The organism is Pseudoxanthomonas putridarboris (assembly GCF_038321125.1).
Lineage (GTDB): Bacteria > Pseudomonadota > Gammaproteobacteria > Xanthomonadales > Xanthomonadaceae > Pseudoxanthomonas_A > Pseudoxanthomonas_A putridarboris.
Genome location: NZ_JBBWWT010000002.1, coordinates 13975 through 28399 on the forward strand (window position 1 = coordinate 13975; position 14425 = coordinate 28399).

Here is a 14425-nt window from a genome sequence, read left to right on the forward strand (position 1 = left end):
GAGTACCCATGAAGAACCCGGTAGCCGTTCTACTTGCCACCACCGCGCTGTGCCTTACCGCCAATGCCTTCGCCGCGGCCGATCCCGCCCGCGACCGCCAGTCCATCCTGGCCATGCAGGGCGACTACACGGTCGATTTCGCCTTCGACGAGACGGTGCTGCTGCAGCCCGGCTACGAGCGCCAGTCGGCCATGCGCAGCGGCGGCGACGAGACCGTCATCGTGGTGGAGGACACGCCCACCCGCATCGTGCTGCAGCACATCCTGGTGGACGCCAAGAGCGGCCACGTCACCAAGCACTGGCGGCAGGACTGGGTGTACGAGGCGCCGACGCGTTTCGAGTTCAGCGCCGAGCAGACCTGGCACGTGCGTCCGGTTCCCGCCGGGATCAGCGAAGGCGCATGGACGCAGTGTGTCTACGAAGTCAGCGACGCGCCGCGCTACTGTGGCACCGGCCGCTGGGACTACACCAACGACGTGGCCACCTGGACCAGCGACCTGAGCTGGCGTCCGCTGCCGCGCCGCGAGTACACCCGCCGCAGCGACTACAACGCGCTGTCGGTGGTCAACCGCCACACGCTGACGCCGGGCGGCTGGACGCACGAGCAGTTCAACACCAAGGTGCTGCGCAAGCCCGACGGCACGCAGGTGGAACTGGCGCGCGAGTTCGGTTTCAACGATTACCAGAAGACCACCGAGATCGATTTCAAGCCGGCCCGCGACTACTGGCAGACCACCGCGGATTACTGGGCGAAAGTGCGCGCGCACTGGGACGGTTTCCTGTCGCAGGCGCCGGGCGTGCACCTGAAGACCAAGGTGGACGGCATGGCGATGATCATCCCGCTGTTCACCCAGGCCAGCGACATCCAGGCCGGCAAGCCAGTGGCCGACGCGGACATCGCCAAGGTGTTCGCGCAGTGGGTGGAGAAGGCACCGCCCGAGCACGGCGTTGCCGTGCACGCCGGGAAGTAGCCGCCCCACCAAGCGCCCTTGATGCCTCGATCCTTGTAGGAGCGCCCTTGGGCGCGATGCTCTTGGCCGGCTGCCGGTAAAGCAAAGGCATCGCGCCCAAGGGCGCTCCTACAGGGCGATGGAAAAGGCGATGGAAAAAAAGACCCCCGCACGCGGCGGGGGCAGGGGATTCACGACGGTTTCTTTTCTTGTTATGCGTCAAAGCGGGGCGCCGCCATCGCCGGGCGGCGGTGGCGGCGGATCGTCTGTCTCTTCACCGAAAGTCTGCACGTTGCCATCCGAATCCACGATGACCGTGCGGCGTTTCCCGATGACATGCGGCGCGGCGATGGTGGTCGTGACGGGACGGGCCTGGATCGCCATGCGGGGCGCCAGCGGCAGGCGCAATGGGATGGCCTTCGGCACGGTGATGCTGGACGTGCGCGGCTGGCGGTCGCGCAGGTATTCCACCGACACCTTGGCGTCCCCCGGCTTGCCGCGCAGCGCTTCCATCACTTCGCGCGGCGATCCGACCGCCTTGCCTTCCACCTTGCGGATCACGTCGCCCGCCTGCAGTCCTTCCAGTTCGTCGCCGGTGGAAAGCACCAGCACGCCCGCGTCGGTGCCGAAGTAGCGGCCCAGCTGCGCGTCCACCGACGCGAGGTTGAGGTTGCTCCAGCGGAACGCCTCGGCCAGCACCGGCAGCCTGCAGTCCTCGCCCTTGCAGTCCTCCAGCTTGCCCAGGCGGCGCAGTTCGCGCTGCACTTCCGGCGCGATGCCCAGGCGCAGTTCCTCCAGCGGCAGCGGCACGCCTTCCAGCCACGGCATGCCTTCGCCATCGCCGAGCATCGTGAAGGTGCCGGGATCGCCCATGGAGCGGCCGGAGAATGCGATGCGCGGGCCGACCGGCGTGGGCGTGACATGGACCTCGTGCATGCGCCCATCGCGCTGGTAGCCCAACGACACGGGCGTGTCGGCCTTCAGGTCGGCCAGCGCGGCGCGCGCGTTCTGCAGGCGTTCGTCGGCGTTGGCGCCGGCGATGGATTTGCCGGCGATCCTCAGCAGGCGGTCGCCCGACTTCAGTCCGGCCTTGGCCGCACCGCTGTCGGGGGTGATGCCGGTGATGCGTACGCCGGCGTCGTCGTCGCCCGCAAGCAGCACGCCCAGGCGCGGCTTGCGGCTGGCAAGGCGATCGAGCTGGATCGCGCGGGGCAGTTCGGCCGTCTCACGGGAGAGTTCCGCCACCCGCTTGGCGGCGCGCTGCAATTCCTGGCGGGCGGCATCCAGTTCCTGCTGCCTGGCGGTGGCATCCGCCTGCGCATGGCCGGCCAGCGGCAGGGCAAGTGCGACGGCCAGCAGGGTGGAGGTGAGCAAGGTCGGTTTCATGTGGGCCTCGTGTTCTTGATGCGGATCGCGGTTCAGTAGATCGCGGTGTCGGGACGGTTGTTGACGTCGCCACGGGCCAGTTGCCACCGCTGCGTGGTTTCCACGCCGGTCAGCTGGCGCAGCGCGTCCACGCGCCGCCGCCACAGGTCGGCCTGGGTATCCGAGGGAAGGGCCGGTTGCGACAGCGCGACGTCGATGCTGGCCACGCGGTCGTGCAAGCCGGCCGAAAGCGCCTCGGCGGCGGCGTTGGCCATGCGGGCCTCGGGCAGTTGCGCCAGCACGGCTTCCAACTGCGCGGATTCGGCATACAGCGCGTCGAGCGGATCGGATGGCGCGGCGGCGGCGATGGCGGGCACGTCGCGGTGCGTGGCACGTGGCGCCTTTTCGACCGGCATTGTGACCACCCTGGCCGGCGGATCGGCGACAGCGGATGCCGTCATCGCGTCGGGTGCCGGCGGCAGGGACGAAGCCGGGACCGTGCCGCTGTCCGGCGCGGTGGCGCGGATGGCGACGGCCGGATCGGCGGGCGTCGGGGCCGGCTGGCCGAGCCACCATGCCGGCAGCAGGGCGGCCAGTGCCAGTGCCGCCGCCAGGGCGATGCGGCGCAACCGGCGCTGCCGCACCGGCGTGCCGGCCGGGCGAGGCGGCAGGCGCGCGGACAATGCCGCCCATGCGTCGGGCGGTGGCGTCTCCAGCGGCAGCGCGGCGAAGGCGTCGCTCCAGTCGCGCGGCAGCGGATTGGGAATGCGGGAATCAGGCATGGGCGGGTTCCTCGATCCGCAGCAGCGCGCGCAGGCGGCGGGTGCCGCGCGACAACTGCGATTTGGAGAAGCTGGGCGTGCGCTGCATCAGCGCAGCGATCTCATCGTGGGTGTAGCCCTCGGCGTGGTACAGCCACAGCACGCTGCGGGTGGCGGCGGGCAGGGCATCCAAGGCGCGCTGCAGCAGCGCGGCATCGGCGGCGGCGGACGGGGGTGGTCCGTGGTCCTGGGGCAGGTCGTCCTCGTCCACCGCGATCTCGGCCACCAGCCGCTTCTGCCGGCGCAGGCGCAGCAGGGCTTCGTTGACGGCGATCTGCCGCAGCCAGCCCCAGAACGGGCTGTCGCCGCGGTAGTCGGGCAGGTGGTGGAACAGTTTCATCATGGTGTCCTGCAGTACCTCGCTGGCGTCCTCGCGGTTGCCGCAGATGCGCAGCGCCAGGGTGAACACGGGTCGCTCGAAGCGCCGGTAGATCTGCTCGAACGCCTCCCGTCCGCCCGTGCGCGCGTGCGCGATCAGGGTTTCCGGCACATCGATGGCGAATTGTGACTTTGGCAAGCGGGCGGACGTCGCAGGGCGGTCAGGGAAGGAGATGCCGCTGCGGGCAATACCGTCGCACCGGTGGGAAAGTTCCTTCCGGGCGGCTTCCGGGGCTGGAACGGAACCCTCATCCCGGCGGTCTATACTCGGGCCATCCGAAGGACATTAGATAAAGAGGGGAGAACAACGATGTTCGAGACAAGCTTCGTGGCGATCGTGCTGCTGATCGCCGGCGTCATCATCCTATTCAAGACCGTGCGGATGGTGCCGCAGGGCTACGAATGGACCGTAGAGCGTTTCGGCAAGTACACCCATACGCTGGAGCCGGGCCTGCACTTTCTCGTCCCCATCATCTACGGGATCGGCCGCAAGGTGAACGTGATGGAGCAGGTGCTGGACGTGCCCAGCCAAGACGTCATCACCAAGGACAACGCGGTGGTGAAGGTGGACGGGGTGGTGTTCTTCCAGGTGCTGGACGCGGCCAAGGCGGCCTATGAGGTCTCCAACCTGGAGATCGCGACCATCGCGCTGGTGCAGACCAACATCCGTACCGTGATCGGTTCGATGGACCTGGACGAATCGCTGAGCCAGCGCGAGACCATCAACGCCCAACTGCTGGGCGTGGTCGACCATGCCACCAATCCCTGGGGCATCAAGGTCAACCGCATCGAAATCCGCGACATCCAGCCGCCCCGCGACCTGATCGACTCGATGGCGCGGCAGATGAAGGCCGAGCGCGAGAAGCGCGCGCAGATCCTGGAGGCCGAGGGTTCGCGCCAGTCCGAGATCCTGCGCGCCGAGGGCGAGAAGCAGGCCGCGGTGCTGGAAGCCGAGGGCCGCAAGGAGGCCGCGTTCCGCGACGCCGAGGCGCGCGAGCGCCTGGCCGAAGCCGAGGCCAGGGCCACCCAGATGGTCAGCGACGCGATCGCCAAGGGCGACGTACAGGCGATCAACTACTTCATTGCGCAGAAGTACGTGGAGGCCTTCAAGGAACTGGCCACCGCGCCCAACCAGAAGTTCGTGCTGATGCCGATGGAGAGCAGCGGCATCATCGGTTCCATCGCCGGCATCGCCGAACTGGCCAAGGAGGCATTGAACAAGCAGCAGGCCGCACCGCCGCGCGTGCCGCCGCGGGTGGGGGGCTGAGCCATGCGCTGGGACGTAGCGGGTTGGGCCGCGGTGGCGCTGCTGCTGTTCGCCGCCGAGACGATGGCGCCGGGCGCCTTCATGCTATGGATGGGCTTCGCGGCGGCGGCGGTGTTCCTGGGCGTGCTGCTGGTGGATGGCATTCCGGTGCTGGCGCAGGTCGCCGCGTTCGTGGTGCTGAGCTTCGTGTCGATCCAGATCTACCGCACCTGGTTTCGCGGCAGGGCGCGGCAGAGCGATCGCCCGCTGCTCAACCGCCGCGCCGAACAGCTGGTCGGCACGGTCGCCGCACTGGACCAGCCGATCGCGGGCGGACGCGGCCGGGTCAAGATCGACGATGCGTTCTGGGTAGTGGAAGGTCCCGACCTGCCGCTCGGCACGCGCGTGCGGGTGGTGGCCGTGGACGGGATGACGCTGAAGGTCCAGGAGGCCTGAACCATGCAGGCGGCGGTACTCGGTTGGCTGACATCGCTGCTCGCCTCCACGGGTTCGCCGGGTGCGGAACTGGTGGGGCGGGTGGTGCCGCCCTATCCGGACGGCTTGCAGGATGTCGGCGGCAGTTGCGTCTCCGATTCCAGCGACCCGCTGCGGGTCTGCGAGTACGCCATCACGCTGCTGGCCTCAGCACCGGTCGATGCCCCCGGCGAACCCGAACCGCGCTACCTGATCGCGGGCAGGATGGCGGGCCGCGAGGGCGCGCACGCGCGCTGGCAGGTGACCGATGCCGTGCCGTACCCCGATGCCGTGCCGGGGTACTACCTGCAGTTCGGCACCTGCCGCCTCGACGGCCAGGACGACAGCCGCGTGGCGGCCATCGTGCGCCAGCACGGCATGCAGGAATGGTTGAAGGACATCGCCTGGGCCGGGCGCATCGAACTGCCCGCGGGTCGCTTCACCGTGCTGGACGCCAAGGCCGTGGACTGCATCAACGAGGCCTACTACGGCCTTTAGCGGCCGACCCGCGCCAGCGGCGTGCTTCTGGGATAATGCGCTTCTTTGTGCCGGAAGCCGCCATGACCCAGAAGACCATCCTCAACGACACCCATCGCGCGCTCGGCGCCAAGATGGTCGATTTCGGCGGCTGGGACATGCCGATCCACTACGGTTCGCAGATCGAGGAACACCACCTGGTCCGCCGCGACGCCGGCATGTTCGACGTCAGCCACATGACCGTGGTCGACCTGCGCGGCGCGCGCACGCGCGAATTCCTGCGACGCCTGGTGGCCAACTCGGTGGACAAGCTGCAGAAGCCGGGCAAGGCGCTGTACACCACCATGCTGGACGAGCAGGGCGGCGTGATCGACGACCTGATCGTCTACTTCATGGGCGAGGAATTCTTCCGCCTGGTGGTCAACGCCGCCACCCGCGACAAGGACCTGGCATGGATCGCCGCGCAGGCGGCCGCGTTCGGCGTGCAGGTCGGCGAGCGTCCCGAGTTCGCGATGATCGCCGTGCAGGGCCCGGCCGCGCGCGAACGCGTGCAGGGGCTGCTGCGCGAAGGCGACCGCGCCGGCGCCGCCAGGCTGGCGCGCTTCGCCGCGATGGAGGCGCAGACCGGAACCGGCATCCCGCTGTTCGTCGCCCGCACCGGCTACACCGGCGAGGACGGCTACGAGATCGTGCTGCCGGAAACCGAGGCGGTGGCGTTCTGGAACGCGCTGCTGGAAGCCGGCGTCAAGCCGGCCGGCCTGGGCGCGCGCGACACGCTGCGCCTGGAAGCCGGCATGAACCTCTACGGCCAGGACATGGACGAGACCGTCTCGCCCTACGAAGCCGCGCTCGCCTGGACGGTCGCACTCGACGAAGGGCGCGACTTCATCGGCCGTGCCGCGCTGGAGGCGCAGAAGGCCGCCGGCGTGCCGCGCCAGATGATCGGCCTGGTGATGGACGAGAAGGGCGTGTTGCGCCACGGCCAGAAGGTGCTCACCGCCCACGGCGACGGCGAGATCCTGTCCGGCACCTTCTCGCCCACGCTGGGCAAGGCCATCGCCTTCGCCCGCGTGCCGGCCGGCGACATCGCGCTGGGCGCGGACGGCGGCGTGCGCGTGGACATCCGCGGCAAGGAAGTGCCGGTGCGCGTGGTGAAGTTCCCGTTCGTGCGCGAAGGCCAGGTACAGCCCGGCGTGCTGGGCTGAGCCCTGCGCCATGGCCGCCGCGGTCGACTATTTCTTCTCGCTGGCGTCGCCGTATGCCTATCTCGGGCACGCGGCGTTCCTGCAGGTGGCGCAACGGCATGGCGCGAACGTGCGCTTCCGCCCGGTGCGCATGCTGGAGGTGTTCGCCGCCGGCGGCGGCGTGCCGCTGGGGCAGCGCCCGCTGTCGCGCCAGCGCTACCGCCTGCTGGAACTGCAACGCTGGCGTGAAGCGCGCGGCCTGCCCCTGAACCTGCACCCGAAGCATTTCCCGGTGGACGCCTCGCTGGCCGACCGCACCGTCGTCGCGCTGCTGCACGCGGGCGCCGATCCGGCCGACTACATGCTGTCGGTGTCCCGCGCGCTGTGGGTGGACGATGCCGACATCGCCGATCCGCAGGCGCTGGCCGCGCGCCTCGCCGCGCACGGCCACGATGCGGACCATATGCTGGCTTCCGCCGGTGCGGACGCCGTCCATGCGGAGTACCGGGCCAATACCGAAGCGGCGATCGCGGCGGACCTGCCCGGCGTGCCGGGCTACGTGTCCGATGGCGAAGCGTTCTGGGGCCAGGACCGCATCGCGCATCTGGACGACGCCCTGCGCAACGGGCGCACGCCGTTCCGTGCCGGCTGACCGGCGGCGCTTCCTTCACCGGCCGCTTACTCCGCTAAACTATCGTCCCTGTCCCGATCCACTGTTCAATCCGGAGTAGCCCCATGAGTGAGATTCCTGGCGATCTTAAGTTCCTCAAGTCCCACGAATGGGCCCGCGTCGAAGGCGGTGGCCGCGTGACCGTCGGCATTTCCGACCATGCGCAGGGCCTGCTGGGCGACCTGGTCTATGTCGAGCTTCCCAACGTCGGCGACCGGATCGAAGCCGGCAACGCCAGTGCCGTGGTCGAGTCGGTGAAGGCCGCCTCCGACGTGTACAGCCCGGTCACCGGCAAGATCGTCGAGGTGAACGCCGCGCTCAGCGACAAGCCCGAGACGATCAACGAGGACGCCTACGGCGAAGGCTGGATCTTCGTCATCGAGGTCGAGGAACCCGACCAGCTCAACGACCTGCTGTCGCCCGACGACTACGCCGAGCTGCTCGAAGACGAAGACTGAGCCGGTCCGCGACGGAATGTCTCCCGGGGAACCGGGAGCGGCAGGATGCAGATCCCGCCGCTCCGCGGTTCCCCGCTTCGTTTCCGCGGTCCGTCGCGGCGCCGAAGCGCCGGCACCCATGCGGCGAACCATGCCGCGCCGTTCGTCGGCGCCGGTGCCGGATCGTTGACGCGCCGTCCGCCTGTCGACGGCGCATCGCTGTCGCTCCGGCCGGTCGGCAACCGCGTCCGCCGACATCCCGTCGTCCTGTTCCGCGCCGCCGACTCGCGATCGACGATGGCGCAGGGCGGGAAAGCATCGTTCGCGACCGTCGAAGGCAGTCGTCGAAGAGGATGCGCGCGTTGCCCGGACAGGGTGCGTCGCGGCGCGAACATGCCGCGTTCGTCCGTCCGCGAGCGGGACGGCACGGGAAAAATTCTTGCGCAAATCGACGCAATCGGGCTTGTGCGACGCCGAATCCGGCGCCCTTCGCGAAAGTTTTTTTTAGCTGCCGTTCAACCCGGAACGAGACTTTCCAGGTTGTCGTCGAAGTCGCCCGCGCGACCACCCGTTGTGTGCCAGTGGATGGGTCGCGAAAAAAAAACACGCGTTTTCCCGATGTTTTTTTGCATGCACTTCCACTGCGCGCATGCGCGCCGGCTACCGCCGCGCGGCGTTAGGCAACCGGGCGCGCGACCACCGGTGTTCCGGTGCGCTTCCCATCGCGGAAAAAAGTTGCACGAAAGTGTTGACACCCAGAAAAAGCGTGATTAGGTTTCGCCCCAAGCAGAGCATCCTGCGGAAGCGAGTGAGTCGAATCAACACGACAGCGCGAAAGACAACAAGGCCAACCGTCCGCACCGGGATCGCGGTGGACGCAGGCTTCGCTTCCCCCGGAAAAACGCATCGCCCCCCTTTCCAGGACACCCGTGTCGCCGCGCGACGCGGGTGTTTTCGTATTTGTAGGGAGCCGGGTTTCGCACGCCCGTCTCCCTGGGAATCCGCATCGCCGCGCTGGTCGCGGCGGCGGCTGCCGGCGGGTCCGACTCCCGCGGCGTTTCTTGCAACTGGGCCTGCCCACGGGCAGATGTGCTGTAACCAGATGTACCAATCCATAGTTCATTGACGAGGAGCCATCACATGGCAACGAAGAAAGCTGCGAAGAAGAAACCGGCCGCCAAGAAGGCCGCCAAGAAGGCCACCAAGAAGTCGGCCGCCAAGAAGACCGTGAAGAAGGCAGTGAAGAAGGCTGCCAAGAAGGTCGCCAAGAAGGTCGCCAAGGCCAAGAAGGCGGTGAAGAAGGTCGCCAAGAAGGCTGCGAAGAAGGTAGCCAAGAAGCCGGCGAAGAAGACTGCCAAGAAGACCGCGAAGAAGGCCACCAAGAAGGCTGCCAAGAAAGTAGCCAAGAAGCCTGCGAAGAAGGCCGCCAAGAAGGGCGCGAAGAAGGCTGCCAAGAAAGTAGCCAAGAAGCCGGCCAAGAAGGCCGCGAAGAAGGCCGCCAAGAAGCCTGCCAAGAAGTCCAAGAAGAAAGCGGCCCCGGTCGCGCTGCCGGCTACCCCGGCTCCGCTGATCTAAGCCAACCCCGATTAGCCGTAACACCATGGACTCCCTCCCCGATGCCCAGCGGGGAGGGAGTTTTTTTATGCGCGACCGGTTAGTCTGGCGCCGTCATCCAACCGGAGGAGGCGCCGCATGAAGTTCATCAAATGGACGTTGGCCGTGATCGTCGGGCTGGGCCTGGTGCTGGCCCTGGGCAGCCTGTTGCTGCCGGCCAGCACGCACGTCGAGCGCGCCGTCACCATCGACCGCAGCCCGGAGCAGGTCTACGCCACGCTCAATTCGTTCGAACGCTTCAACGCCTGGTCGCCGTGGGCCGAGTACGACCCGCAGGCCAGGTACACGTTCGAGGGCCCGGCCAACGGCGTGGGCGCGCGCATGAGTTGGATCGGCAATCGGTCGGTCGGTTCGGGCAGCCAGCAGATCAGCGAAAGCGTGCCGCACCGGAAGATCGTGGTCGAACTGGATTTCGGTGGCAGCCAGGGGCGCGCGACCTACCTGATCGAACCGGAGGGCAGCGGCACGCGGCTGACCTGGGCGTTCGATACCGACCACGGCTACAACCCGTTCGGTCGTTGGCTGGGCCTGTTGTTCGACCGGATGATCGGGGGGGACTACGAGAAGGGCCTGGCCAAGCTGAAGGCGTTGCTGGAAAGCACGCAGGCCTGAGGACCGCGAAAGACAGGATCCCGGGCGCTCGATGCGCCCGGTGCGTTCCGGCGATGGCCGGTCAGTTCGGCGAGGCCTTCGCGCGCTGCGCCGAGGTGCCGTTCTCTTCCGTTGGCGGCGTGGCCGGCGAATCGGCCATCAGCAGATCGTAGTCGGCGGGCGTATCGACCCATGGCTGGCCCGGCAGGCCCATCGCGCGATCCAGGATGGTCGGCAGCAGGCCGGACGGCAGCGAGCTTTCGCTGTTCCAGACGATCGCCACGCCCAGGTCGCGTTCCGGCAGCAACGCGACCAGGCCGCGATAGCCCTGCACCGCACCGGCATGGAAGACCACCGGCTGTCCGGCGTAATCGAACACGCGCCAGCCCAGCGCATAGCTGGCCGAATACACGCGCTCGCGCCGCCAGCCGGCACGCATCTCGCCCGGCGTGGCGATGATGGGCGCATGCAACGTGGCCAGAAGCGGCGCCGGCAGCACGTCGGGGCGATGCCCCGTCTGCGCGAGCAGCCATTGCGCCAAGTCGCTGGCGCTGGCGTTGACGCCCGCCGCGGGCGGCAGGCGGTAGTAAGTAGGCTTGGGCATCAGCGAGACCCAGCCGTTGCGGCTGCGCACGTGCGGACGCGCCCAGCGCGTGCTGCCCTGGATGCCGGCCAGGCCCACGCTGGCGTCGTTCATGCCCAGCGGCTTGAAGATGCGGCGGTCCAGCGCCTGGTCGTAGAACGTGCCGGACGCCGCGAACACCACGTCGCCGACCAGGCTGAAGGCCACGTTCTGGTAGGCGTAGCACTGGCCGGGCATGCACTTCATCGGCGCGTAGGCCAGCTTGCGGCTCACCTCGTAGTAGTCGGCGTTGGCCTCGATGTCGCGGTCGAAGGCGTTGTAGGCCTGCAGGCCCACGCGATGGCTCAGCAGGTCCGCCACGGTGACGCGCTGCGACGCCACCGGATCGTTGAGCTGGAAACCGGGGACGTACTGGCTGACCTTGCTGTCCCAGCGCAGCGAGCCATCGTTGACCAGCAGCCCGGTCAGCGTGCTGGCGAAGGCCTTGGACAGCGAGGCCAGCCGGAACACGGTGTGCGAATCCACCGCCTGCGGCGCGGTCACGTCGGTGACGCCGTAGCCGCGCGCGCTGAGCACGCGGCCGTTGTGCACGATGGCCATGGCCATCCCGGGCACACGCTGGCCGACGGTCAGTTGCTGGGCCATGGCCTCGAAGCCGGCCACGTCGAAGCCCTGCGCCAACGGCAGCACGCGCTGCTCCGCCAATGCGGTACGGTAGGGGCGTGGCTGCGTGGGCGACAGGTACTGCGGCGTCGCGGTGTGGGCAGGCGTCGCGGTCGCGGCGGCGGGTGGCGGGCTGGCCGGGTCCCAGCGCGACGGCGTCTGCGCAGTGGTGGACAGCGTGAGGGGCAGCAGCATGCCGACCAGTCCCAACCGGAGTGACCGCATCGGCCGCCGTGTACCCTTGTCTTTCATCGTGCGCGTGGCCTGCGTAAGCTCTTGCCGTACCGGATGATAACGCCGGTTTTTTCGATTGCACAATCAAGGAGAAGTTCCATGTCCATGTTGTTCATCCTGCTGCTGGTGGTGGGTGTGGCGGTCGTCGCAGTTCTGTGGGGCGTGGGCATCTACAACGGCCTGGTGACCGCCCGGAACGCGTTCAGGAACGCCTTCGCGCAGATCGACGTGCAATTGCAGCGCCGCTTCGACCTGATACCCAACCTGGTGGAAACCGCGAAGGGCTACCTGAACCACGAGCGCGAGACGCTGGAAGCCGTGGTGGCGGCGCGTTCGGCCGCGCAGTCGGGCCTGGCCGCGGCCAAGGCCAATCCGGGCGATCCCGCGGCGATGGCGCAACTCGCCGCCGCGCAGGGCCAGCTGAATGCGGGGCTGGGCCGCCTGCTGGCGATCGCCGAGGCCTATCCGGACCTGAAGGCCAACCAGAACATGATGCAGCTGACCGAAGAGCTGACGTCTACCGAGAACAAGGTGGCGTTCGCGCGGCAGGCCTACAACGACGCGGTGATGGCCTACAACAACAAGCGCGAGATGTTCCCCTCCAGCGTGGTGGCGGGTGCGTTCGACTTCACGCCCGCGGCGCTGCTGGACATCCCGGCGGACAAGGCGGCGCAGGTGCGCGAGGCGCCGAAGGTGCAGTTCTAAGGGACCGGGATTGGAGATTCGGGATGAGGGGATTCGAGAGAAAGCCCGATTGTTCCGCATCCCTCCCGCTTCGACCAATCCCCAATCCCCAATCACTAATCCCGGCTCTCGCATGAACTTCTTCGAACACCAGGCGGCCGCGCGCCGTGGCTCATTGCGGATGGTCGTGCTGTTCGCGCTGGCGGTCGCCGGCATCGTCGCGGTGGTGGACCTGGTGGTGCTGGTGCTGTTCGGCAGCCAGGTGTGGGCCAGCGGTGGCGGCAATGGCGGGGTGATCGCGCTGCTGGCGATGGCCACGCTGGGCACGCTGGCGGTGATCGGGCTGGGCTCGCTGTACCGGCTGGCGTCGCTGCGCGCCGGTGGCGAGACGGTGGCGTTGCAGATGGGCGGCAGCGAGGTGCCGCAGGACGTCACCGACCTGTCGTTGCGCCGGCTGCGCAACGTGGTGGAGGAGATCGCCATCGCCTCCGGCGTGCCGGTGCCGCGCGTCTACGTGCTGGAGAACGAAGCCGGCATCAACGCCTTCGCGGCCGGCTATTCGCCCGCCGATGCGGCGGTGGCGGTCACCCGCGGCGCGCTGGACCGCCTGAACCGCGACGAGTTGCAGGGCGTCATCGCGCACGAGTTCAGCCACATCCTCAACGGCGACATGCGGCTCAACCTGCGGCTGATGGGCGTGCTGTTCGGCATCATGATGCTGAGCATCATCGGCCAGCGCGTGCTGCTGTACGGGCGCGGTGGACGCGGCAAGGACGGCGCGGCGGTGCTGATGATCGCGCTGGCCGCGATGGTGGCCGGCGGCGTGGGGCTGTTCTTCGGCCGCATGATCAAGGCCGGCGTCAGCCGCCAGCGCGAGCTGCTGGCCGATGCCTCCGCCGTGCAGTTCACCCGCCAGACTGCGGGACTGGCCGGCGCGCTGAAGAAGATCGGCGGGCTGGACGCGGGCTCGACGCTGGAAGACAAGGGCAAGGTGGAGGAAGTCAGCCACATGCTGTTCGGCGAAGGCCGCGCGTACTCGCGGTTGTTCGCCACCCATCCGCCGCTGCTGCAGCGCATCTGCACGCTGGACCCGTTGTTCGGCAAGCAGCAGCTGGACGACCTGGCGCGCCGCTGGGCGGTGTCGCCGCCGGATGGGCTGCAGGAAGACGTCGCGAAGGGGCTGGCCGGCAGCGAACCGCCGCCGCTGCCGCTGGCCTCGGCCTCGATTTCGCTGACCCCGGCGATGGTGGCGGCCCAGGTGGCGACGCCCGCGGACGACGATTACGGGCGCGCCCATGTCATCGCGACCACGCTGCCGGACGCGTTGCGGGTGCTGGCGCGGCAACGCGATCAGGTGATGCCGCTGCTGTTGGGACTGGTGCTGGATGCGACGGAGACGGTGGCCGCGCGCCAGCGCTTCGAGATCGCCGCGCGGCTGGGCGCGGCGACGGCTGAGCGCGCCGTGGAACTGCGCGAGCAGCACCTGCGCACGCTGCACCCGATGTTGAGGTTGCCGCTGGCGGCCTTGGCGTTCCCGCTGCTGCGCCGGTTCCCGCGACCGGAGCTGGATGCCTTCATCGATACCGTGGACGCCGCCGTGCACGCCGACGGCCAGGTCTCGCTGTTCGAGTACTGCCTGGCGCGGCTGCTGCAGGTGCAGGTGCGCGAAGCCCTGTCGCCGGGCCGCGGCAAACCGTTCGGCCGCCGCAAGCCGCACGATGTGCGGCAGCCGTTCGCCACCTTGCTGGCGGTGGTGGCGCAGGCCGGCCACGACACGCCAGTCAAGGCGCAGCATGCCTATCTGGCGGGCCTGCAACGCGTGCTGCCACGCGACCACCTGCCCTATGCGCCGCCGGCCAGGGGCGTGCTGGCGCTGGACGAGGTATGGGAGCCGCTGGATGCGCTGGACCCGCTGGCCAAGGAGCTGATGGTGGAAGCGGTGGCCGCCGCCGTCAGCCACGACGGCCAGGTGAGCGTGGAGGAAGCGGAACTGCTGCGCACCGTCTGCGCCGTGCTGCACTGCCCGCTGCCGGCGATGCTGGAAGGCAAGTAGG

Annotated in this window: 15 protein-coding genes; 11 read left to right on the forward strand and 4 right to left on the reverse strand. The window is 68.5% G+C overall.

Annotation, left to right across the window (positions count from 1 at the left end; genetic code table 11):
- Positions 1-8 precede the first annotated feature (8 nt).
- Positions 9-971 (forward strand): DUF6607 family protein, encoded by a 963-nt coding sequence (locus AAD027_RS04115; RefSeq protein WP_341724761.1) that lies wholly within the window; start codon positions 9-11, stop codon positions 969-971.
- 198 nt (positions 972-1169) lie between these two features.
- Here the strand turns inward: AAD027_RS04115 and AAD027_RS04120 are convergent, their stop codons facing one another.
- The 3 genes from AAD027_RS04120 to AAD027_RS04130 are packed head-to-tail and all read right to left on the reverse strand — an operon-like array spanning position 1170 to position 3653.
- On the reverse strand, positions 1170-2336 hold the full coding sequence (locus tag AAD027_RS04120) for a PDZ domain-containing protein (protein WP_341724762.1): 1167 nt from the start codon (positions 2334-2336) through the stop codon (positions 1170-1172).
- Between the two features lie 32 nt (positions 2337-2368).
- A complete protein-coding gene (locus AAD027_RS04125; protein ID WP_341724763.1) occupies positions 2369-3097 on the reverse strand; it encodes a hypothetical protein in 729 nt (242 codons plus the stop codon).
- Positions 3090-3653 (reverse strand): RNA polymerase sigma factor, encoded by a 564-nt coding sequence (locus AAD027_RS04130; RefSeq protein WP_341724764.1) that lies wholly within the window; start codon positions 3651-3653, stop codon positions 3090-3092. Before AAD027_RS04130 ends, AAD027_RS04125 begins: the two co-directional genes overlap by 8 nt.
- Before the next feature lie 171 nt (positions 3654-3824).
- Between AAD027_RS04130 and AAD027_RS04135 the strand changes: the two genes are divergently transcribed.
- From AAD027_RS04135 to AAD027_RS04170, 8 genes are all read left to right on the forward strand, one after another.
- Entirely contained in the window at positions 3825-4781 is a 957-nt protein-coding gene (locus tag AAD027_RS04135; RefSeq protein WP_341724765.1) for an SPFH domain-containing protein, read from the forward strand.
- 3 nt (positions 4782-4784) lie between these two features.
- Positions 4785-5216 carry an NfeD family protein gene (locus tag AAD027_RS04140; protein WP_341724766.1) on the forward strand — a complete coding sequence of 144 codons (432 nt, stop codon included), beginning with the start codon at positions 4785-4787 and terminating at the stop codon, positions 5214-5216.
- 3 nt (positions 5217-5219) lie between these two features.
- Positions 5220-5732 carry a hypothetical protein gene (locus AAD027_RS04145; RefSeq protein WP_341724767.1) on the forward strand — a complete coding sequence of 171 codons (513 nt, stop codon included), beginning with the start codon at positions 5220-5222 and terminating at the stop codon, positions 5730-5732.
- Positions 5733-5794: 62 nt separating this feature from the next.
- On the forward strand, positions 5795-6916 hold the full coding sequence (gcvT, locus tag AAD027_RS04150; protein ID WP_341724768.1) for a glycine cleavage system aminomethyltransferase GcvT: 1122 nt from the start codon (positions 5795-5797) through the stop codon (positions 6914-6916).
- Between the two features lie 10 nt (positions 6917-6926).
- A complete protein-coding gene (locus tag AAD027_RS04155; protein ID WP_341724769.1) occupies positions 6927-7547 on the forward strand; it encodes a 2-hydroxychromene-2-carboxylate isomerase in 621 nt (206 codons plus the stop codon).
- Positions 7548-7630: 83 nt separating this feature from the next.
- The gene (gene gcvH, locus AAD027_RS04160; protein ID WP_341724770.1) at positions 7631-8023 is read left to right on the forward strand and encodes a glycine cleavage system protein GcvH; all 393 of its coding nucleotides are present in this window, start codon (positions 7631-7633) and stop codon (positions 8021-8023) included.
- A 1119-nt stretch (positions 8024-9142) separates the two neighbouring features.
- Positions 9143-9577: a hypothetical protein gene (locus tag AAD027_RS04165; RefSeq protein ID WP_341724771.1), complete on the forward strand. Its 435-nt coding sequence runs from the start codon at positions 9143-9145 to the stop codon at positions 9575-9577.
- Between the two features lie 117 nt (positions 9578-9694).
- On the forward strand, positions 9695-10228 hold the full coding sequence (locus tag AAD027_RS04170) for an SRPBCC family protein (RefSeq protein ID WP_341724772.1): 534 nt from the start codon (positions 9695-9697) through the stop codon (positions 10226-10228).
- Positions 10229-10289: 61 nt separating this feature from the next.
- Here AAD027_RS04170 and AAD027_RS04175 read toward each other — a convergent pair whose 3' ends face one another.
- Positions 10290-11705 (reverse strand): serine hydrolase domain-containing protein, encoded by a 1416-nt coding sequence (locus tag AAD027_RS04175; RefSeq protein WP_341724773.1) that lies wholly within the window; start codon positions 11703-11705, stop codon positions 10290-10292.
- Positions 11706-11786: 81 nt separating this feature from the next.
- Here AAD027_RS04175 and AAD027_RS04180 point away from each other — a divergent pair, with 81 nt between their 5' ends.
- Positions 11787-12392: a LemA family protein gene (locus AAD027_RS04180; RefSeq protein ID WP_425605387.1), complete on the forward strand. Its 606-nt coding sequence runs from the start codon at positions 11787-11789 to the stop codon at positions 12390-12392.
- A 112-nt stretch (positions 12393-12504) separates the two neighbouring features.
- Positions 12505-14424: a M48 family metalloprotease gene (locus AAD027_RS04185; protein WP_341724774.1), complete on the forward strand. Its 1920-nt coding sequence runs from the start codon at positions 12505-12507 to the stop codon at positions 14422-14424.
- The last annotated feature ends 1 nt before the right edge of the window (position 14425 follow it).